Below are 20,760 nucleotides of genomic sequence, written 5' to 3'. Positions count from 1 at the left end.
GCCGTCAGAGGGAGCGGCGCAGGGCCTCCAGCCCGTCCCGCAGACGCGTCACCGTGTCGTCGGTCAGCGTGCCGCGCGTCGCGCGGCGGCGCAGGTCGGCGCGCACCTGCTGCCGGAACGACGCGACGGCCATCTCGACCTCGCGCAGTGCGCCGGCGCCGGCGGTCGGGACGTCCTCGGGCTCGTCGGCCGTCTGTCCGCGGGGTGCCTGGGCGCTCGCGGCGAGGTCCGCGCGGAGGGACCGCATGGCCTCGCCCACCGAGGCGCGGACCCCGTCGGCCAGCGTCCGGACCGAGTCGGCGACACCGGACTGGATCGCGGCGAGCTCCTCGGCGCGGGCGTCGAGTTCGGCCCGGCCGGCGTCGGTGATGGCGTAGACGGTCTTGCGGCCGTCGGTGGTCTTGGTGACGAGCCCCTCGGCCTCGAGCTTCGCCAGGCGCGGGTAGACCGTGCCGGCGCTCGGGACGTAGGCGCCGCCGAAGCGCTCGCCGAGGGCCTGGATGAGCTCGTACCCGTGCATCGGGCGGTCGGCGAGCATCGACAGCAGGGACAGGCGCAGGTGACCGTGCGCGAACACCGGGCTCATTCGGGGACCACCGTCTCGTCGGCTCCGGATGCCGGTGCGGGCTGCGCCGGCGGGGCGTGCAGGACCGCGATGTCGCCCGAGACCGAGTTCACCTTGAGGTCGAGCCACTGCCCGGAGAGGTCGCCGCCCTGCTTGACGTACGAACCGCGCACCCCGCGGATCTCGGAGTCGTCGAACTGCAGCTTGCCGGTCGCCGTGCCCACCGTGCAGCGGTAGGGCACGCCGTCCTCGAGCCGGACGCTGACCGAGCCCGACACGGTGTTCACCCGGGCGGAGTCGGGGGTGCCCTGCAGGTCGAGGACGACGTCGGCGTTCACCCCGTCGGCCGTGAACCGCGGGATGGACCCGGTCGCGACGACGTCACCGGAGACGGTGCGGACCGTCAGTTCGCCGTCGAGGTCGCGGACCGTGGTGGTGCCGGAGACCGCGTGCACGGCGAGGTCGCCCGCGAGCCCGTCGACGACGACGTCGCCGGAGACCGAGTTGACCGAGGCGCCGCGGTTCGTGCCGGACAGCAGGGCGCCGGCGGAGACCACCCCGACCGTCACCCGGGCATCGCGGGGGACGAGGACGCTGACGTCGGCCGTGGCGCGCCCGCTGAACGACTTGAGGAAGCCGAGCGGGTCGTCCCAGCGGATCTGCGGGTGGTCGATCGTGAGCGTGTCACCGTCGAGCTCGATCTTGAGCGGCTTGCCGGAGACGCTGTGCACCTCCACCCGGGCGGTCGGCTCGTCGTGCGCGACGACGTCGACCTGTCCGCCGGCGAGTCCGACGCGCAGCGCGCGGACGATGCCGGTGTCGATCACCTTGGGCTCCTCGACGAGCCACTTCTCCTGGGCCATGCTGCCTCCTCGAACTCGCGATGCATCGCGTTTGGTGGTGTCACGATACATCGCGAGTCGGTGGATGTCACGGGGCCGGTCCCGTTCCCGGGACGACGGACGGCCCCGCTCCCGGAAGGGGAGCGGGGCCGTCGGACGGTCGTGCCTACTTCGCCTTGTCGAGCGCGGCCTGTGCCTGCTCGGCGGCGGCGTCGAGCGCCTCCTTCGGGCTCGTCTTCAGCAGCATCGCGGTCTGCAGCTGCGTCGACAGGGCGGCGCTCACCTCGCCGTAGGCCGTGATGGACGGACGGGCCTTGGCGTACTCGAGCTCGTCGGCGAAGGCCTTGAGCCGCGGGTTCTCCTCCAGGTACTGCTTCCACGTGGCGTTGTCCGCCGTGGCCTGGTTCGCGGGCAGCAGGCCCGTGGCGATGTCCCACTTCGCCTGGGTGTCCGGGCTGAGCCACCACTGCAGGAACTTCCACGACGCGTCCTGCTGCTTCGTCGACGTCTTGATGATGTACGAGTTGTTCGTCCCGAGGTTCATCGCCGGCTCCTTGATGCCCGGCAGGGCGAAGACGCCGACGTTCTCCTTGCCGAGCGTGCTGTCGATCGTCGACAGGTCGTAGGCGCCCGTGATGGCCATCGCGGCCTTCTTCGACGTCAGGGCCGGGACGGCGCCGTTGGTCGAGGTGGTGAGCAGCGACTGCGGGTAGGCGGTGCCGTCCTCGAGCATGTCCGTCCAGCCGGTCAGGGCCTGCACGCCGGCGTCGCTGTTGAACTCGACCTTGGTGTTGTCCTCGTTGAGGAACTCGCCGCCGGCGCCCCACAGCATCGACTGCCAGGTGAAGACCGGCCACTCGCCGGTGCCGATCGGCAGGTAGGCGCCGTACTGGGTCGTGCCCTTCGTGAGCTTCTTCGCGTCGTCCTGGAACTCGGACCAGGTGGTCGGGGTGTCCGTGATCCCGGCCTCCTTGAACATCTGCTTGTTGTAGACGACCGCGTAGTCGCCGATGTCGGTCGGCAGCGTGTACTGCTTGCCGTCGAACTCGCCGGTCGACAGCATGCCCTCGGTGAAGCTGTCCTTCGTGATGTCACCGCTGGACAGGTAGTCCTCGAGCGGGAGCACCTTGCCGGTCTCGATGACCTGCCCGGTCTGCTGCGGGGTGCTGTCCCCGAGCACCATGTCGGGCCCGGTGTCGTTCTTCAGCGCGTTGATGAGCTTCGCGTCGAACTGGTCGGACGAGGCGGCGTACTGCGCCTGGACCTGGATCCCGTCCTGCGAGGAGTTGTACTCGTCGATGAGCTTCTTCACCTCGGTGGCCTGGGGGCCGGTGTAGTTGTGCCAGACCGTGATCGTGGTCTTCCCACCGCTGCCGCCGGAGTTGCCGGTGACGGAGCCGCCGGAACACCCGGCCAGGGCCAGTGCGGCACCCACGGCGAGGGCCGTGGCGCCGAGCAGTCGCTTGCGCATGAGGTCGTCCTTTCTCGGACATCTGGGTGGAGCGAGGAGTGGAGCGAGGAGTGGAGCAGGGAGTGGTGCGAGGGGGGTCTGGGGTCAGCGGAGCCCGCCGGCCATCGCCGACACGATCTGCTTCTGGAAGATGACGAAGACGATGAAGACGGGCAGGATCGCGAGCGTCGACCCGGCCATCAGCAGGTTGAAGCTCTGGCTCGCGTTCGCCGACTGCAGCTGCGTGAGGCCGACCGACACGGTGAAGAACTCGGTCCGCGACGCCACGAGGAACTGGAAGAAGAAGTTGTTCCAGTTGTAGACGAAGGACAGGACGGCGAAGGAGCCGATCATCGGGGTCGCCATCGGCGTCACCACGGACCACATCCGGCGCCAGACGCCGGCGCCGTCGACCCGGCTGGCGTCCTCGATCTCGCTCGGGAACGAGGTGAAGAACTGCCGGAACAGGAAGGTGCCGAGGATCGACGGGATGTTCGGGACGATGAGGCCCTGGTAGCTGTTCAGCCAGTGCAGCGAGGACAGCAGGGTGATGAGCGGCGTGAACACGACCTCGAACGGCACGAGCAGCGCGGCGAGCAGGACGACGAACACGATGTTCTTGCCGGGGAACTTCAGGCGCGAGAACGCGAAGCCCGCGGCCAGGCTCGTCACGATCTGGCCGGCGGTCGTCGCGATCGCCACGACCGTCGAGTTGAAGAAGTACAGCCCGAAGGGCGCGACGGTGAAGATGTCCGCGTAGTTCGACAGCTCCCACTGCCGCGGCAGGAAGCTCGGCGGGAAGGCGAGTGCCTCCTCCGAGGACTTGAAGCTCGTCAGCAGCATCCAGAGGAACGGGCCGAAGAACAGCACGACCGCGACGAGCAGGACGACGTGGCGCAGGACGGCCGGCGAGTGCTTGCGGAACAGCACCCGGAAGGGGCGGCTGCGGTGCGGACGGGAGGCACGGTGCGCGTCCGACGGGAGGGCGCGGGGAGCGATCTGGGTCACGGTGGCGGTCCTAGTTCAGCTCGATGGGGTCGCGGCGGTTGATGACCCGCAGCTGGACGACCGCGACGAGGATGCCGACGATGAGCAGGAGGACGGCGGCGGCACTGGCCGAGCCGCCGTGGAAGAACACGAAGCCCTGGTTGTAGATGTAGTAGAGGATCGTCTCGCTCGAGTTGATCGGACCGCCCTGGGTCAGGACGTAGACCTGGGTGAAGACCTGCAGGGCGCCGATCACGCCGGTGATCGCGAGGAAGCCCGTGGTCGGGGCGACCAGGGGGAGCGAGATCGTGAAGAAGCGGCGGATCGGGCCGGCGCCGTCGAGCGTCGCGGCCTCCATGTAGGACTGCGGGATGTTCGTCAGCGCGGCCGAGTAGATGATCATCGTGTAGCCGACGCCCTGCCAGATCGAGAACACGATGACCGAGACCAGCGCCCACGGCTCGGACGTCAGGAAGCCGATCGGGGGTGCGCCGAGTGCGGTGACGACCCCGTTCACCAGGCCGCCGAGCGGCGACAGGATGAAGCTGAAGATCAGTGCGCTGCCGACGATCGGCGCGATGTACGGCACGAAGAGCAGTGCCCGGTAGACGCCGCGGCCGCGGAAGGGCTGGGCGAGCAGCGCGGCGAAGAACAGCCCGATCGCCATGGTCACCGGGACCACCACGACGACGTAGAGCGCGGTGTTGCCCGCCGCGCGGACGAACTCGCCGTCGCGGAACAGCCCGGTGAAGTTGGACAGTCCGACGAAGCCGTTGGTCTCGCCCGACGCCGGGTTCCAGTTCGTGAACGAGTAGAAGACCGTCTGTGCCAGCGGGTACAGGTAGAACAGCGCCAGCAGCACCGTCGTCGGGGCGATCAGCACGTAGCCCGCGCGGCCCTCGCGTCGTTCCATCCGGCTGGCGTCCGCGGTGGACGACCGTCGACCGGGAACGGTCACCCTGGTCGGGTTCTGAACCGCACTCGTCATGCGGACCTCCTCTTGGCTCGTCGTTGAACGCTAGGAATCGGCTGTTTCGAGCACATTACCGTTCGATCACCAAAAGTAAACAGTCGATTCTGCAACGACTTCGTTCGGCAATCGACCGTTTCGTCGCTACAGTGACGGCATGCACGAGCAGCACTTCCAGGACATGGCACGGAGCCCCGGATCGGTCGGGGACGTCCTCCGCCTGGTCCGCGTCTCGGACACGACCTCGCGCTCGAGCATCGCCCGCAGCACCGGCCTCGCGCCGTCCACGGCCTCGGCCCGCGTCGATGCCCTGATGGCCCTCGGTCTCGTCCGCGAGAGCGGTGCCGAGGGGTCGCGCGGCGGCCGCCGGGCACGACGGCTCGAGCTCGTCGCGGACGCCGGCTTCGTCGCCGCGGCCGACCTCGGCGCCCACCACGTGCGCATCGTGCTGACCGACCTGGCCGGCACGGTGCTCGCCGACACCGACGCGCTCGAGCACGGTGCCGGCACCGTGCCGGTCGCGGCCGGACCCCGTGCCTCGGTCGCCGCGCTGTGGGAGCGCTTCGTCGAGCTGGCCGCGGACAGCGGGCTCGACATGGCGCGCTTCCGTGGTGCGGCGATCAGCGTCCCCGCGCCGGTGTCGTACCCGGGCGGGAGCGTGGCGACGCCCTCGTTCGAGCCGTCCTGGCACGGGGCCGTGCTGCCCGAGCTGTTCGCGGAGTACACGGACGTCCCCGTCCTCGTCGAGAACGACGCCAACCTCATCGCCCTCGCCGAGCGTCCGGGCCCGGACCGCGTCGGCACCCTCGTCGCCGTGAAGCTCGGCACCCGCATCGGCTCCGGGGTCCTGCTCGACGGTCGGCTGCACCGCGGCGTGAGCGGTGCGGCGGGGGAGATCAGCCACACGCCGGTGGACGGCGAGGCCGCCATCGGCTGCACCTGCGGCGTGCCGGACTGCCTCGAGTCGGTGGCGTCCGGCGGAGCGATCGTCGCGCGGCTCCGGGCCGCCGGACACCGTGTCGGCGGGACGAGCGACGTCCTGGCGCTCGCCGCGCAGGGCGACACCGACACGCTCGACGAACTCCGCCGGGCGGGCGAGCACATCGGCCGGGTGCTCTCCGGAATCGTGAACTTCTGCAACCCGAGCGAGGTCGTGCTCGCGGGGGCGATGTCCGCCTCGTCCGTGCTCGTCGCGACGATCCGCGGGGAGCTCTACCGGTCGTGCCTGCCGATGGTCGCCGACGCGCTCGACGTCCGGGCCAGCGCCGCGCCGCGCGACGCCGGCATCCGCGGCGCCACCGTGCTCGCGGTCGACGAGGTCCTGGCGCCGACACGGATCGACGACCTCGTCCGGACGGCAGCGGAGCAGACCGCGTGAGCGCCGCGGTGGGGACGTCCGAGCGGCACGGCGCGGTCGTCGCCGTCGACGTCGGCGGCACCACGGTCAAGGGGATGGTCCGGGTCGGCGACGTCGTGCTCGACCGTGTCGTCGTCCCGACCTTCGGCGCTGCGCCGGTCGTCGACGCCCTGGCAGCCGGTGGCCCGGCGCTCGCCGCGATCGCCGCGGTCGTCGACCGCCTCGCTGCCGCCGCTGCCCGGGCCGGGCACCCGCTCGCCGCGATCGGCCTGTGCACCCCGGGCGTCGTGGACTCCCCGGCGGGAACGGTCGTCGTCGCGGTGAACCTCGACTGGCGCGACCTGCCGATCGTCGCGCTCCTCGGCGACCGGTACGGCGTCCCCGTCGCGGTCGCACACGACGCCCGTGCCGCGGCGACGGCCGAGATCGCCGCACGGACCGCGGCCGGGCGCGACGTCACCGAGCTCGTCTTCATCCCGATCGGTACCGGCATCTCCGCGAGCCTGGTCGTCGACGGCCGGCTCGTCGTCGGCGCCGCCGGGGGTGCCGGCGAGGTCGGGCACGTCTGCGTCCGACCCGGCGGCGAGCAGTGCACATGCGGACAGCGCGGCTGCGTCGAGGCGTACGCCTCCGCCCGGAACGTCGCGCGGCGCTACCGCGAGGCCGGCGGCACCATCGACGGCGGCGCCGAGGACATCGTCGCCGCCGTGGACACCGACCCCGTCGCCGCCGCGGTGTGGGCCGACGCGGTCGACGCCCTCGCCGCCGGTGTCGCGATCCTCGCGGCCGTGCTCGACCCCGCGGTCGTCGTCGTCGGCGGGGGACTCGGGGAGTCCGGCGAGCGACTGCTCGCCCCGCTGCGGACGGCCGTCGACGCCCGGCTCGGCTGGCGACCGTCGCCCCGCATCGAGCAGTCGCTCGCCGGCGCCGGCGCGGGACTGGCCGGGGCCGCCCTGCTCGCCACGGCCGCCGCCGCACCGGCACCAGCACCAGACCACGGAACCAGGAGGAACCCATGACCGAACAGCGACTCCGGATCGGCCTCGTCGGCGCGGGGGTGATCGCCCACGCCCACCTGCCGAACCTGCTCCGCATCGGTGACGTCGTCGTCTTCTCCGAGGTCGGTGCCGAGGAACTCGTGGCCGCGCACGGCGGCGAGGTCGTCGGCTCCCTCGACGAGCTCCTCGCCCGCGTCGACGTGGTGGACGTCGTCGTCCCCACCTACGCGCACGCCGAGGTCGTCCGTGCCGCGCTCGCCGCCGGCAAGGACGTCATCAGCGAGAAGCCCCTCGCCCGCACCGACGCCGACGCCGACGACCTGGTCCGCCTGGCGCACGAGGCCGGGCGGCAGCTCTACCCGGCGCACGTCGTGCGGTACTTCCCGGAGTACGTCCGCCTGAAGGCCGCCGTCGAGGCCGGGCAGCTCGGCGAGCTCGCCGTCCTGCGGTTCGTGCGGTCCGGCGCGTTCCCCACCCGCTCGGCCTGGTTCGCCGACCCCGCACTCTCCGGCGGCATCATCATGGACCAGATGATCCACGACCTGGACATCGCCCGCTGGATCGCCGGCGACGTCGTCCGGGTCAGCGCGGTGCACGTGCGGAAGGGCACCGTCGACCACCCCGTCGAGGCCGCGCACGTCCTGCTCACCCACGCCTCGGGCGCGATCAGCCACGTCGCGGGCATCTGGGGCCCGGCACACCTGCCGTTCGTCACCGAGTTCTCCGCAGCCGGCACGCTCGGCACCCTGTCGCACGACTCCCGCGACGAGCGGAACTACACGGCGGAGCTCCTCGACGAGGAGGCCGTCGGCGGCGACCTGCCGGAGCTCGACCCCACCGAGGACCCCTACTTCCTCGAGATCCGCGAGTACCTCGGGGCGTTCCGGGGCGGCGCGGTGCCGCGCGTCTCAGCGGAGGACGGCGCCACCGCCGTCCGGATCGTCAACGCCGCGCTCCGCTCCGTCGAGACCGGCCAGCCCGTCGACCTCGAGCCCGTTACCGGCCGCGCGCACGGGACGGTCAGCGCATGAGCCCCCTGCGCATCGGCGTGCTGTCCTTCGCGCACACGCACGCGATCTCCTACCTCGCCGCGCTCCGGGCGATGCCGGACGTCGAGGTCGTCGGCACCGACCCGGACGGCACGTCGACCGGCACCGACCTCGTCGACCTCCGCGGCCGCGAGCTCGCCGAGGCCCTCGACGTGCCGTACGTCGACACCGTCGAGGAGCTCCTCGCCCAGGGTGTCGACGCGGTCGTGGTCACGAGCGAGAACGCCCGGCACCGTGCCCTCGTCGAGCAGGCCGCCGCCGCCGGGGCGCACGTGCTCTGCGAGAAGCCGCTCGCCACGACGTGGGAGGACGGTCTGGCCATGCGCGCCGCCGCCGACGCCGCGGGCGTGCTCCTCATGGTCGCCTTCCCGGTGCGGTTCGCCGGGACCTTCGCCCGGCTCAGCGCGACGAAGCGTGCCGGACGGCTCGGCGACGTCCTCTCGGTGCGCGGCGCGAACAACGGCATGCTCCCGCTGACGCGGTCGTGGTTCACGGAGCCGGAGCTCTCCGCCGGCGGCGCGATCGTCGACCACGTGGTGCACATCGCGGACCTGCTCGACGCGCTCCTCGACGGCACGCCCGCGGTCACCGTCACGGCCGTGACGAACCGGGTGCTGCACGCGGCACGCGCACGGGCCGAGACCGCGGGCCTGGTCACGATCACCTACGCCGACGGCACGATCGCCGCGATCGACTGCTCGTGGAGCCGGCCGGACACGTCGCCGACGTGGGGCGGGCTGGCCCTCACCGTCGTCGGGACCGAGGGGTCGGTGGACGTCGACTTCTTCCGGCCGAGCGTCCGCGGGCTCGACGCTGCGAGCGGTCGGTCGGTGGTGCTGCCCTACGGGCCGGACTTCGACGCGGCGATGCTCGAGACGTTCGTGGCGGCCGTCCGCAGCGGGGAACAGCCCCAGCCCGACGCGGCCGTGGGGCTGCGCACGCTCGCGGTCGTGCTGGCGGCGCAGGAGTCGGCGGCGAGCGGCGAGACGGTGCGGGTGCGGTCCGTCTGACGCGACCACATGACGGTCGGGAGGCGCGGTGCCAGCTGGCGCCGCGCCTCTCCCCACCGGCACGGCCGGTCCGCCGCTGGCGCGTCGCCCCGGAACCGGCGGTGTGGGCCCAGTCCGTCTCGCGGCGGTCTCAGGAACCGCCGGCCGCCGCCCAGAGCCGGCGCGCGTTCGCGAGCCCGCGCTCGACGGCGTCGACGTCGTCCTCGAGCCCCTCGAACTCGATCGACACCGGCCCGTCGAAGCCGCTCGCGACGATCCGCTCCACGATCCGACCGAGCGGCAGGTCCCCGTGCCCGACCACCGTGCCGAGCACCGCGCGACCGGCGAGGGTCGGCAACCAGCCGTCCGCGGCGGGCGGCGTCTCGCGCACCAGGAAGTCCTTGAGGTGCACGACGGCCGCGACCGGCAGCGTCCGCTGCACCGCCCGGAGCGGATCGTCGTCGAGGCACACGAAGTTCCCGACGTCGAGCAGGGTGCGGAAGTTCGGTCGGTCGACCTCGTGGACGAGCCGCAGGATCCGCTCGCTGTCGTTGAACGCGAACCCGTGGTTCTCGACCATGGTGGTGATGCCGAGCGTCTCGGCGTGCTCGGCGACCGCACGGCACACCGGCACGACCTGCGCGAGCACCCGCTCGAACTCGGCGTGGTCCGCGTCCCGCCAGGCCCACGGCACCACGTCGTGGCGGAACCGGGTGATCCCGAGCCGGTGCGCGACGTCGAGGTGCTCGTGCACGCGCCGCACCTCGGCGTCGACGGTGGCGGGGTCGGAGAAGTCCGCACCGATCACGTGGTTCGCGAGCCCGATGCCGCGCGAAGCTGCGTGCTCGCGGATGCGGTCGACCAGGTCGGGCTGCCGGGGCAGGTCGTCGCCGAAGCCGCCGGCCGCGATCTCCAGGTGCTCGCCGCCGGCGTCGGCGACCCGGTCGACCACGTCGAGGATCGTCAGCGCACCGCGCTGGAGGGAGCGGGCGTAGCTGTAGGAGGACACTCCGAGGCGCATGGCGCGACCCTAGCCGCTCCGGTCTCGCCGCCACCAGGGGTGCGGGCGGCCCCCGCGCCGCTCGTGCGGGTGGGGGACCACGGCAGCCGACGGAAGAGCGGCATGAGCGGCTGGACCATCGGCCCGATCACGAACGCGGCGACCACCGTGCCGACGCCGACGTCGCCGCCGAGGAGCCACCCGACCACGACGACGGTGACCTCGATCACGGTCCGCGCGAGCCAGAGCGGCCAGCCGAACCGTTCGTGCACGCCGACCATCAGGCCGTCGCGCGCACCGGTGCCGAGGCCCGCGCCGATGTAGCACGCCGTCGCGACCGCGAGCAGCACCAGTCCCGCCGCGAAGAGCAGGACCCGGGCCACCAGCCCGTCCGGCTCGGGGACGAGCCAGAGCACGAGGTCGGCGGCGGGGCCGATCGCCAGGACGTTGCAGAGCGTGCCGATGCCGGGCCGCTGGCGGAGCGGGATCCAGAGCAGCAGGATCACGACGCTCGACACCACGGTGATGACGCCGAACGACCAGGGCAGCACGTTCTCCAGGCCCTGCGTCAGGACCGTCCACGACCCGACGCCGACCACGGCGCGGACCTGCAGCGCGGTCGACGCACCGTAGAGGAACAGGCCGACGAGCAGTTGGACGGAACGCAGGACGAGGGCGGGGGTGCGGTGCATGCCGACGATGCTCGTCCTCGATTGGCCTGTTGGTCGAGAGCCAATCGCACTACGGTGGACCCGTGTCCCCGGTCTCGCTGAGCGCCCGCGCCGCCGCCCTCCTGCTTCCCGACTGGCGTGCTGCCAGCGGTGCCCCGGCGTACGAGGCGTTGTCCGACGCGCTCCGCGTGCTCGTGATCGACGGGCGGGTGCCGCTCGGCGTCCGGCTCCCGGCCGAACGCGGGCTCGCCGATGCCCTCGGGGTGTCCCGGACCACGGTCGCGAACGCGTACGCCCGACTCCGGTCCGACGGCTTCCTCGTGTCGCTCCGGGGCTCCGGGAGCGTCGTGCACCTGCCGCGGGACCTCGTCGGGCGTCCGGATCCCGAGCGGCCCGGCGGCGTGGTCGGGGACGACCTCCTCGACCTCCGCAAGGCCGCGATGCACGCCGCACCCGAGGTCGCCGAGGCCGTCGAGCGCGCGGTCCGGTACGTGCCCGCGGCGCTCGCCGGGATCGGCTACGACACGGTCGGCGATCCCGGGCTCCGCTCCGCGATCGCCGACCGGTACACCGAGCGCGGGTTGCCGACCGACCCGTCGCAGGTGGTCGTGACGATCGGTGCCCAGCACGCCATCGCGCTCCTCGCCCGTGTGCTCGTCCGCCGCGGCGACACGGTGCTCGTCGAGTCCCCGACCTACCCGCACGCGCACGAGGCGTTCCGCGAGGCCGGCGGTCGACTCGTCGGCGTCCCCGTCGACGCGCGCACCGGGTGGGACGCCACGGCGCTCGAGACGACGCTCCGCCGGACCGCGCCCGCGGTCGCCTACCTGATGCCCGAACTGCACAACCCGACCGGGGCGACCATGTCCGCAGCGACCCGGGAACGCCTGCTCACCGTCGCGGCCTCGACCGGGACCGTCGTGGTGGCCGACGAGACGATGGGCGAGCTCCGCATCGACGGGACGCCCGCGCCGCCGTTGGCCGCGGCGGACCCGGCGGTGGTCATGATCGGCTCGGCGGCCAAGGTGTTCTGGGGTGGGCTGCGGATCGGGTGGATCCGCGCGGACCCGGACCTGCTGCAGCGGCTGCTCCTCGCCCGCCCGACGGGCGACCTCGGCACGCCCGTGCTCGACCAGCTGGTCGCGCGCGAGCTCGTCCCGCGCACCGCGGCCGTCCTGGAGGCGCGGCGCACCGCCCTGCGCACCGGTCGCGACGACGTCGTGGCCGCGTTGCGCGCGCGCCTGCCCGAGTGGGACGTCCCGTCGCCGGACGGCGGCCTGACGACGTGGGTCGGGCTCGGCCGGCCGGTGTCGAGCGCGCTCGTGCTCGCGGCGCGTGCCGAGGGCGTCGTGCTCGCCTCCGGCGGGGTGTTCGGCCCGGACGGCGGGTTCGAGCGCTTCCTGCGGGTGCCGTACACGATGGGGGCGGCCGACCGGGAGCGCATGGTCGAGGTGCTCGAGCGAGCGTGGGCCCGCGTCGGGGGCGAGGGCACGGGCGTCCGCGGGTCGCTCGCCGCGGTCGTCTGAGCGGTGTCGGGCGGCCGGTTCTGTTCGCAGGTGGAACTGCGAGGATCGGCTCGTGCACTTCCTCTCGGTCTTCAGCCTCCGCAACCGTGCCCTCATCGCGCTCGTCACGATCGTCGTCGCGGTGTTCGGCGGCATCGCGCTGACGAACCTCAAGCAGGAGCTCATCCCGAGCGTCCAGTTCCCCCAGGTGGCGATCGTGAGCGCCTACCCGGGCGCGACGCCGGAGGTCGTGTCGAACGACGTCTCGACGAAGATCGAGCAGGCGATCCAGGTGGTGCCGGACCTCGAGTCGACGAGCGCGACCTCGTCCACCGGGCAGAGCGTCGTCTCGGCCTCGTTCGACTACGGCTCGAACCTGGCGAGCGCCGAGGACAAGATCCAGACCGCGGTGAACGCGCTCTCGTTGCCGGACACCGTGCAGACGCAGATCGTCACCGGGTCCTTCGACGACCTGCCGGTCCTGCAGCTCGCGGTGACCGGTTCCGGCAACCAGGAGCAGCTGGTCGACCGGTTGAACGCGACCGCGGTGCCGGACCTCGAGAAGCTCGACGGCGTCCGGCAGGCCGACGTGTTCGGCAACCCGGGGCGTCGCGTCGTCATCACACCGAACGAGGACGAACTGGCGTCGCGGGGGCTGACGACGCAGTCGATCTCGGACGCGCTCGACGACAACGGCACGCTCATCCCGGGCGGCACCATCACGCAGGACGGCCGGACGCTCTCGGTGCAGACGGGTGCGCGCATCGCGTCCCTCGACGACATCCGCGGGCTGCCGCTGACCGCGTCGAGCGGGTCGGGGTCGTCGGGCTCCGGGTCGGGGTCCGGCTCGTCCGGTTCGACCTCGGGCGCCGGCGGTGCCGCGACCCAGGGCGGCGCCGCGGCCGGCGCACCGGGCAGCACGGGGACGGGGACCGGCACCGGAGCCGCCGGTTCCGGTGACGGCACGGCCGGCGGGACCGCCGCGGGCCAGACCGGCGCGGGCCAGACCGGCGCCGGGACCACCGCGACCGGCGGGACGGGCGCGAGCACGGCCTCCACGCCGACCTCGCTCGGTGACGTCGCGACCGTGCAGATCGAGGAGTCGCCGCGCACGTCGATCAGCCGTGTCGACGGCAAGACCGCGCTGACCATCGCCATCACGAAGACGCAGGAGGCGAACACCGTCGACGTCTCCGAGACGGTGAAGGCCGCCCTGCCCGGCATCGAGGCGAAGGTCGCGGGCTCCCCGCAGTTCACCGTCGTCTTCGACCAGGCCCCCTACATCCAGCAGTCCATCGACTCGCTGGCCGAGGAGGGGCTGCTCGGCCTCGGCTTCGCGGTCGTCGTCATCCTCGTGTTCCTGCTGTCCTGGCGCTCCACGCTGGTCACGGCGATCTCGATCCCGACGTCGGTGCTGCTCGCCGCGATCGGCATGCAGGCGGCCGGCTACACGCTCAACATCATCACGCTCGCCGCGCTGACGATCGCGATCGGCCGCGTGGTCGACGACTCGATCGTGGTCATCGAGAACATCAAGCGGCACCTGCAGCCCGGGGTCGACCGCGGACGGGCCGTGCTCGACGCCGTGCGCGAGGTCGCGGGCGCCGTGACCGCGTCCACCCTCACCACCGTGGCGGTGTTCCTGCCCGTGGCCTTCGTCGCCGAGCTCGTGGGCGAGCTCTTCCGGCCGTTCGCGCTCACGGTCACGATGGCGCTGATCGCCTCGTTGCTCGTGTCGCTGACGATCGTGCCGGTCCTGGCGTACTGGTTCCTCCGTGCGCCGCGGACGCACCGGCACGCCGACGCCGGCCGTGCCCGGGGACCGCAGCCCGCCGCCTCCGCCCCGGCCGCCGCGACCGGTGCCCTGGCCTCCGCCGACGACCTGCACGACGCGGGCGCCTCCGACCGGCTGCGCCGCGGGTACCTGCCCGTGCTCCGCTGGGCGATCGGTCGTCCGGCACTCGTGCTCGTCCTCGCCCTGCTCGTGCTCGGTGGCACCGTCGCGGCCGTCCCGTTCGTCAAGACGAACTACCTCGGCGACTCCGGGCAGAACACGTTCACCGTGACGCAGGACCTCGAGCCGGGCACGAGCCTCGACGAGCAGTCGGACGCCGCCCGCAAGGTCGAGGGCGTCCTGCGCGACGTCTCCGGCGTCGAGACCGTCCAGACCACGATCGGGTCGAGCGGCCAGTCGATCCAGGCGGCGTTCGGCGGTGGCGCCTCGGCGTCGGTGCAGTACAACGTGACGACCGACGCGGCTGCCGACCAGACGACGATCCAGTCGGCGGCCCGTGACCGCATCGGGCGGATCGACGGCGTCGGCGAGGTCAGCCTGTCGTCGGGCGGCGGCGGGTTCGGCGGGTCGAGCGACATCGAGGTCGACGTCACCGCGCCGACCCAGGCCGAGCTCGAGACCGCGGCCGGCAAGGTCCTCACGCAGATGCGCGGCGTCGCGGGCACGACCGGGGCGACGAGCAACCTCTCCGCCGCCGAGCCGTACCTGGCCGTGAAGGTCGACCGGAGCAAGGCGGCCGAGCGCGGGCTCACCGAGACGCAGGTCGGCGGGATCGTCGCCGCGTCGGTGTCCCCGCGCGACACCGGCAGCGTCGAGATCGACGACGCCACCCTCGACGTCTACATCGCCGACCCGGAGCCGCCCACGACGATCGACGCCCTGAAGGCGCTGTCGATCCCGACCGCGAGCGGTGACGTCCCGCTGTCCGACGTCGCCACGATCGAGCAGTCCGACGGACCGACGACGATCACGACGTCCGACGCGGTCCGCACCGCGACCATCACGGTGACGCCGGACTCGACGAACCTCGGCGAGGCCGTGCAGAACGTCACGGCGGCGGTGGACCGGCTCGACCTTCCGCGAGGCGCGTCGGCGACGATCGGCGGTGTGGCCTCGAGCCAGTCGTCGGCGTTCAGTCAGCTGCTGCTCGCGGTGCTGGTGGCCGTGCTCATCGTCTACGTGATCATGGTCGCGACGTTCCGCAGCCTGCGGCAGCCGCTCATGCTGCTCGTCTCGATCCCGTTCGCGGCGACCGGTGCGGTCCTGCTGCAGATCGTCACGGGCATCCCGCTCGGTGTCGCGTCGATCATCGGCCTGCTCATGCTCGTCGGCATCGTCGTGACGAACGCCATCGTGCTCGTCGACCTCGTGAACCAGTACCGGCGCCGGGGACTCCGCGTGCGCGAGGCCCTGGTCGAGGGCGCGACCCGGCGACTCCGGCCGATCCTTATGACGGCACTGGCGACGATCTTCGCGCTGCTGCCGATGGCGGTCGGGCTCACCGGGAAGTCCGGGTTCATCTCGCAGCCGCTCGCGCTGGTCGTGATCGGTGGGCTGGTGTCCTCGACGCTGTTGACCCTCGTGGTGCTGCCGGTGCTCTACTCGGTGGTCGAGGGGTTCTTCGAGCGACGGGCCGACCGACGGGCGGCGCGGGCCGCGGAGCGTGACGGGGCCGAGCACGACGGGGCCGCCGAGCGCGACGGGGCCGGGACGGCGGAGGCGTAGCGGGACGCAGGACGGGCCGCGTCGGCCGGGCGGCCGGCGGCCGTCCGATCAGTCGCGGGAGCCGGACTCCTCGGCGTCGACCTCGCGGAACCACGAGACGACGACGCAGGTCAGCGTGACGAGGAACACGATCGCGGCCCCCTGCGCGGCGACGGCCATGCGGCCGGTCGCTGCCGAGTAGCCCCCGAAGGCCACCGCGGCCGTGAACGACAGCCCGAGGAGGAGCTCCGCGTAGGTCCGGACGGAGCTGCGGTGGGGCCACTCGGTCGGGACGCTCAGGGGACGGTCGATGGTGTCGGTCACACAGGAAGTCTGCGCGGAGCGCTCAGCTGCCGCACACCCGAATCCGGGTGCCACCCGCACGGGGCACGGCGCCCGCGACTACCCGAGCCGCGCCCGCAGGAAGGCCACGACCCGCTCGCTCATCGCCCGGTCGAGCTGTGCGATCGAGTGCGCCGTGCCCTCGACCGCCACGAACGTCACGGGCACGTCGTGGGCACGCAGCGTCGCCACGAACTCCTGCGACTCCCAGAGCGGGATGAACTCGTCGGTCGAGTGCCCGACGAAGAACGGCGGGGTGTCCGCGGTGACGTGGGACCCGGGCGACGCCTGCTGCGCCGCCGGACAGTCGGCGTACGTCCGGCAGCCCAGGTAGAGCAGCTGCTTGCGCTGGAACGAGGCGGACACCCCGTCCGGCTCGGTCGACCGTGCCGTCAGGTCCGTCGGACCGCTCAGGTCCACCACCGCGCGCACCCGGTCGCCGGCGGCCCAGGCGGCGGACTCGTGGTCCTGGACGGCGAGCAGCGCGGCGAGGTTGCCGCCGGCGCTGCCGCCGAACAGGCCGACCCGGTCGGGGTCGATGTCGTAGGTCTCCAGGGTCGCCGGGCGGAACACCCAGTCGAGTGCCCGGCGGACGTCGTCGTACCCGGCGGGCCACGGGTCGGTCGGGGCCAGGCGGTAGTCGACGTTGACGGTCACGAAGCCCTCGGACGCCAGGTACTGGCAGACCGCTCGGTAGGCCGCGGTCGCCTTGTCGCCGTGCGACCAGCTGCCGCCGTGGATCATCATCACGGTCGGGCGGCCCGACGATGGGCGGGGGTCCGCCGCCGTGCTGGGCGAGCGCGAGGGCGAGGGCGTCGGCGTCGGTGTCGGTGTCGCCGTGGTGTCGGGCGCGCTGTCCGGCGGCAGGCAGACGTCGAGTCGCTGCAGGTCCGCGGAGCCGTACGGCACGTCGGCCACGACGTCGATCCCCGGGTAGCGCAGCGAGAGCGGGTAGATCACGGGCTCGGCCGTCACGGTCTCGTCCCGGTCCGCCGCGGGGGCGCCGCTGCACGACACGAGCGCACCGAGCACCGCCCCCGCGGTGACGAGTGCGAGCAGTGTCCGGCGGCCTGTCCTCATCGGCGTCCACGCTAACCCGCGGTCCCGTGCGCCGCGTCCGCCGCGTCCGCCGCCGAGCCTCCGGTGCCAGGACGGGCCCGCGGTGCCAGGATGGAGGAGACCCGCAGGAGGACCCGTGAGCCGTCGCAAGGCCTGGAACACCGACCCCGAACCGCTGCTCCGCGTCGAGGAGGGCTTCCGCCTGGACCGCGTCGACCCCGACGGCACCCCGGGCTTCCCCGGGCGCAAGATCGACGGGCTCGAGTCGCTCGCCACCGGCGCTGATCGCCTGGCGGCCCTGCAGGAGCGACTGCACGCCGCGAGCACGGCGGGGGACGAGCGCCGCGTGCTCCTCGTGCTGCAGGCGATGGACACCGCGGGCAAGGGCGGCATCGTCTCGCACGTCGTCGGCGCGGTCGACCCGAACGGCGTGCACTACGCCGGCTTCGGTGCCCCCACCGCCGAGGAGCGCGAGCACGACTTCCTCTGGCGCGTCGAGCGCGAGCTCCCGCGGGCCGGGCAGCTCGGGGTGTTCGACCGGTCCCACTACGAGGACGTCCTCATCCAGAAGGTGCGGTCGATGGCCCCGCCCGAGGAGATCGAACGCCGCTACGGCGCCATCGTCGAGTTCGAGGACCGGCTCGTCGCCGCGGGTACGACCGTCGTCAAGGTGATGCTGCACATCTCGAAGGACGAGCAGCGCGAGCGGCTCGGCGACCGGCTCGACCGCCCGGACAAGCACTGGAAGTTCAACCCGGGCGACATCGACGAGCGGCTCCTCTGGGACGAGTACCAGGAGGCCTACCAGACGGTCTTCGACCGGACCTCGACGGCGCGTGCACCCTGGTACGTCGTCCCGGCGAACCGCAAGTGGTACGCCCGCCTCGCCGTCCAGCAGCTCCTCCTCCGTGCCCTGGAGGACATGCAGCTCAGCTGGCCCGCGGCGGACTTCGACGTGGCCGAGCAGCGGCAGCGGCTCGCGGAGTCCTGATCCCGGGCTCCGGTCGGGAGGCCCGCCCCACCTCGTCCCCGCGGCTCACGTCCGCCCCGGGGCTGGCGGGCGCGTGCCTGGTCGCGTAGACTCACTCGGTCGGCCTTCGACGCCGTGACACTGTGATCACGGCCTTTGCTCGGGTGTGTGTTGTTCGAGGGCTGGATTCACGTCGAACCGCGACGGGAAGAACCCCCTCTCCGCCTCAAGAGCCTGCGCCGACGTCGCTGCCGGGCACGCGGACGTCTGCACCCCGGAAAGAAGTCATGGCCCCGTACGACAAGGGCGCGCGTCAGCGTGCCGACGACCGAGTCCGCCACGCGAACGGCACCCCCGCCGCTCGGTCCAGCAAGCACCGCGGCTACCGCGCCGCCGACCCGTCGCAGCCGCGGCAGAAGCAGCGCTGGGACGCCGATGCGCGCCGCGGCCGCGAGGCGCAGGGCGAGCGTCCGGCCCGCCCGAACTGGGAGCCGCGCGACGGCGGTCAGCGCCGTGACGACCGCGGTGGTCGCGGGTTCGACCGCAACGAACGCGCCCCGCGCCGGTTCGAGCGTGACGACCGTGCCCCGCGTCGTGACGACGACCGTGGTGGCCGTCGGTTCGACCGTGACGACCGTGCCCCGCGTCGCTTCGACCGCGACGACCGTGCCCCGCGTCGTGACGACGACCGTGGTGGCCGTCGGTTCGACCGTGACGACCGCGCTCCGCGTCGCTTCGATCGTGACGAGCGTGCCCCGCGCCGTGACGACGAGCGTGCTCCGCGTCGGTTCGACCGCGACGACCGTGCTCCGCGCCGTTCGTTCGACCGTGACGACCGTGCGCCCCGTCGTGATGACGACCGCGCGCCCCGCCGGTTCGACCGTGACGACCGTGCGCCCCGTCGTGATGACGACCGCGCGCCCCGCCGCTTCGACCGTGACGACCGTGCTCCCCGTCGTGACCAGGACGATCGTCCGCGCCGTTCGTTCGACCGCGACGACCGTGCTCCCCGTCGCTTCGACCGCGACGACCGCGCCCCGCGTCGCTCCTCCGACCGCGACGACCGCCCCCAGCGCCGCTCGTTCGACGAGGACCGCGCTCCCCGCCGCGACCGCGACGACTCCCGCGGCTCGTACGTCCCCGCCGACGACGTCAAGCTCGAGAAGCTCCAGGCCGAGGCGACCGTCGCGGCCGACGTCGAGGGTGTGAGCTTCACCGACCTCGGGATCGGCGGCAACATCTCCCGCACCCTCGCCGAGATGGGCGCCACGAGCCCGTTCCCGATCCAGGCCGCGACGATCCCCGACGTGCTCGCCGGCAAGGACGTGCTCGGCCGAGGCCGCACCGGCTCCGGCAAGACCATCGCCTTCGGTGCGCCCCTCGTCGAGAAGCTCATGGAGCACGGCGGCGGCACGAAGCGGAAGATGGGCCGCGCCCCGCGTGCGCTCATCCTCGCTCCGACGCGCGAGCTCGCCCTGCAGATCGACCGCACGGTGCAGCCGATCGCCCGCTCGGTGGGCCTCTTCACGACGCAGATCTACGGCGGTGTGCCCTACGGCCGCCAGGAGGGTGCCCTCGAGCGCGGTGTCGACATCATCGTCGGCACCCCCGGTCGCGTGCAGGACCTGATGAACAAGGGGAAGCTCGACCTCAGCGAGGTCGTCGTCTCCGTGCTCGACGAGGCCGACCACATGTGCGACCTCGGGTTCCTCGAGCCCGTGCGGGAGATCCTCTCGGCCACGGCCGAGGTCACCCCGCAGGGCAACCGGGCGCAGAAGCTCCTGTTCAGCGCGACCCTCGACGCGCAGGTCGCGTCGCTGGTGTCCGAGTTCCTGCACGAGCCGAGCGTCCACGAGGTCGCCGGCGAGGACCAGGCCTCCTCGACCATCGACCACCGCGTGCTGGTCGTCGAGCAGCGCCAGAAGGACCAGGTCCTCGAGGAGCTCGTGGCCGGTGACGGCAAGACGATCGTCTTCGCCCGCACCCGCGCCTACGCCGAGCGTCTGGCCGACCAGTTCGAGGACGCCGGCATCCGGGCGACCTCGCTCCACGGCGACCTGAACCAGTCGCGGCGCACCCGCAACCTGCAGCTGCTCACGAGCGGCCGGGTGAACGTGCTCGTCGCGACCGACGTCGCCGCGCGCGGCATCCACGTCGACGACGTGTCGCTCGTCGTGCAGGCAGACGCCCCGGACGACTACAAGGCCTACATGCACCGTTCGGGCCGCACGGGTCGTGCCGGCAAGGAGGGCACGGTCGTGACGATCGTCCCGCGCGGTCGCATCCGGAAGATCGAGGGCATCCTCGAGAACGCGGAGATCGAGGCGGACCTCGTGCAGGCGGCGCCCGGTGACGGCATCGTGGCGGAGCTCGCCGCGCGCTAGTCGCGACCAGACGACGGACGGGAGGCGCGGTGCCAGCTGGCTGAAGCACGATCGGACGTCCGGAACCGCTCATCAGGCGTTGCCCAGGGTCTCGAACAGGCAGGCGTCGATGGCTTCCTTCGG

Annotated in this window: 17 protein-coding genes; 8 read left to right on the top strand and 9 right to left on the bottom strand. The window is 72.7% G+C overall.

Annotated features, from left to right (window positions below; genetic code table 11):
• Positions 1-4: 4 nt before the first annotated feature.
• From AB0N84_RS06730 to AB0N84_RS06710, 5 genes are all read right to left on the bottom strand, one after another.
• Complete coding sequence (locus AB0N84_RS06730; RefSeq protein ID WP_363544577.1) at positions 5-586, bottom strand: PadR family transcriptional regulator; 582 nt, start codon at positions 584-586, stop codon at positions 5-7.
• Positions 583-1,428: a DUF4097 family beta strand repeat-containing protein gene (locus AB0N84_RS06725; protein WP_182047431.1), complete on the bottom strand. Its 846-nt coding sequence runs from the start codon at positions 1,426-1,428 to the stop codon at positions 583-585. The genes AB0N84_RS06730 and AB0N84_RS06725 overlap by 4 nt, the downstream gene beginning before the upstream one ends.
• A gap of 145 nt (positions 1,429-1,573) precedes the next feature.
• On the bottom strand, positions 1,574-2,878 hold the full coding sequence (locus AB0N84_RS06720; RefSeq protein ID WP_363544575.1) for an ABC transporter substrate-binding protein: 1,305 nt from the start codon (positions 2,876-2,878) through the stop codon (positions 1,574-1,576).
• Between the two features lie 84 nt (positions 2,879-2,962).
• Positions 2,963-3,865, bottom strand: coding sequence for a carbohydrate ABC transporter permease (locus tag AB0N84_RS06715; protein ID WP_363544573.1), 903 nt, complete (start codon positions 3,863-3,865; stop codon positions 2,963-2,965).
• A gap of 10 nt (positions 3,866-3,875) precedes the next feature.
• Positions 3,876-4,832 carry a sugar ABC transporter permease gene (locus tag AB0N84_RS06710; protein WP_083263861.1) on the bottom strand — a complete coding sequence of 319 codons (957 nt, stop codon included), beginning with the start codon at positions 4,830-4,832 and terminating at the stop codon, positions 3,876-3,878.
• A 139-nt stretch (positions 4,833-4,971) separates the two neighbouring features.
• Here AB0N84_RS06710 and AB0N84_RS06705 point away from each other — a divergent pair, with 139 nt between their 5' ends.
• Genes AB0N84_RS06705 through AB0N84_RS06690 form a run of 4 tightly spaced genes read left to right on the top strand, consistent with a single transcriptional unit; the run spans position 4,972 to position 9,228 of the window.
• Positions 4,972-6,192, top strand: a complete 1,221-nt coding sequence (locus AB0N84_RS06705) for an ROK family transcriptional regulator (protein WP_289459408.1) — start codon at positions 4,972-4,974, stop codon at positions 6,190-6,192.
• Positions 6,189-7,190 (top strand): ROK family protein, encoded by a 1,002-nt coding sequence (locus AB0N84_RS06700; RefSeq protein ID WP_289459407.1) that lies wholly within the window; start codon positions 6,189-6,191, stop codon positions 7,188-7,190. Before AB0N84_RS06705 ends, AB0N84_RS06700 begins: the two co-directional genes overlap by 4 nt.
• Positions 7,187-8,200 (top strand): Gfo/Idh/MocA family oxidoreductase, encoded by a 1,014-nt coding sequence (locus AB0N84_RS06695; protein ID WP_363544570.1) that lies wholly within the window; start codon positions 7,187-7,189, stop codon positions 8,198-8,200. The genes AB0N84_RS06700 and AB0N84_RS06695 overlap by 4 nt, the downstream gene beginning before the upstream one ends.
• Positions 8,197-9,228 carry a Gfo/Idh/MocA family oxidoreductase gene (locus tag AB0N84_RS06690; protein WP_363544568.1) on the top strand — a complete coding sequence of 344 codons (1,032 nt, stop codon included), beginning with the start codon at positions 8,197-8,199 and terminating at the stop codon, positions 9,226-9,228. Before AB0N84_RS06695 ends, AB0N84_RS06690 begins: the two co-directional genes overlap by 4 nt.
• A 130-nt stretch (positions 9,229-9,358) precedes the next feature.
• Here the strand turns inward: AB0N84_RS06690 and AB0N84_RS06685 are convergent, their stop codons facing one another.
• Together AB0N84_RS06685 and AB0N84_RS06680 are read right to left on the bottom strand one after the other, a co-directional pair.
• Positions 9,359-10,228 carry a sugar phosphate isomerase/epimerase family protein gene (locus AB0N84_RS06685; RefSeq protein WP_289459404.1) on the bottom strand — a complete coding sequence of 290 codons (870 nt, stop codon included), beginning with the start codon at positions 10,226-10,228 and terminating at the stop codon, positions 9,359-9,361.
• Complete coding sequence (locus AB0N84_RS06680) at positions 10,171-10,899, bottom strand: hypothetical protein (RefSeq protein WP_363544566.1); 729 nt, start codon at positions 10,897-10,899, stop codon at positions 10,171-10,173. The genes AB0N84_RS06685 and AB0N84_RS06680 overlap by 58 nt, the downstream gene beginning before the upstream one ends.
• 62 nt (positions 10,900-10,961) lie before the next feature.
• Between AB0N84_RS06680 and AB0N84_RS06675 the strand changes: the two genes are divergently transcribed.
• Together AB0N84_RS06675 and AB0N84_RS06670 are read left to right on the top strand one after the other, a co-directional pair.
• Positions 10,962-12,404, top strand: a complete 1,443-nt coding sequence (locus AB0N84_RS06675) for a PLP-dependent aminotransferase family protein (protein ID WP_363544564.1) — start codon at positions 10,962-10,964, stop codon at positions 12,402-12,404.
• A 52-nt stretch (positions 12,405-12,456) separates the two neighbouring features.
• Entirely contained in the window at positions 12,457-15,903 is a 3,447-nt protein-coding gene (locus tag AB0N84_RS06670) for an efflux RND transporter permease subunit (protein ID WP_363544562.1), read from the top strand.
• A gap of 48 nt (positions 15,904-15,951) precedes the next feature.
• Here AB0N84_RS06670 and AB0N84_RS06665 read toward each other — a convergent pair whose 3' ends face one another.
• Positions 15,952-16,206: a hypothetical protein gene (locus tag AB0N84_RS06665; protein ID WP_069712456.1), complete on the bottom strand. Its 255-nt coding sequence runs from the start codon at positions 16,204-16,206 to the stop codon at positions 15,952-15,954.
• Positions 16,207-16,284: 78 nt separating this feature from the next.
• Positions 16,285-17,304, bottom strand: coding sequence for an alpha/beta hydrolase (locus AB0N84_RS06660; protein WP_363544560.1), 1,020 nt, complete (start codon positions 17,302-17,304; stop codon positions 16,285-16,287).
• A gap of 115 nt (positions 17,305-17,419) precedes the next feature.
• Between AB0N84_RS06660 and AB0N84_RS06655 the strand changes: the two genes are divergently transcribed.
• Both AB0N84_RS06655 and AB0N84_RS06650 read left to right on the top strand, forming a co-directional pair.
• Entirely contained in the window at positions 17,420-18,274 is an 855-nt protein-coding gene (locus AB0N84_RS06655; RefSeq protein WP_069712458.1) for a PPK2 family polyphosphate kinase, read from the top strand.
• Between the two features lie 266 nt (positions 18,275-18,540).
• Entirely contained in the window at positions 18,541-20,637 is a 2,097-nt protein-coding gene (locus AB0N84_RS06650) for a DEAD/DEAH box helicase (protein WP_363544557.1), read from the top strand.
• The last annotated feature ends 123 nt before the right edge of the window (positions 20,638-20,760 follow it).

The sequence above is a fragment of the Curtobacterium sp. NPDC089185 genome, from assembly GCF_040685235.1.
In the GTDB taxonomy this organism is placed as follows: domain Bacteria; phylum Actinomycetota; class Actinomycetes; order Actinomycetales; family Microbacteriaceae; genus Curtobacterium; species Curtobacterium citri.
The sequence above is the reverse complement of the archived record's forward strand: the minus strand, read 5'-3'. Positions and strand labels throughout refer to the sequence as shown.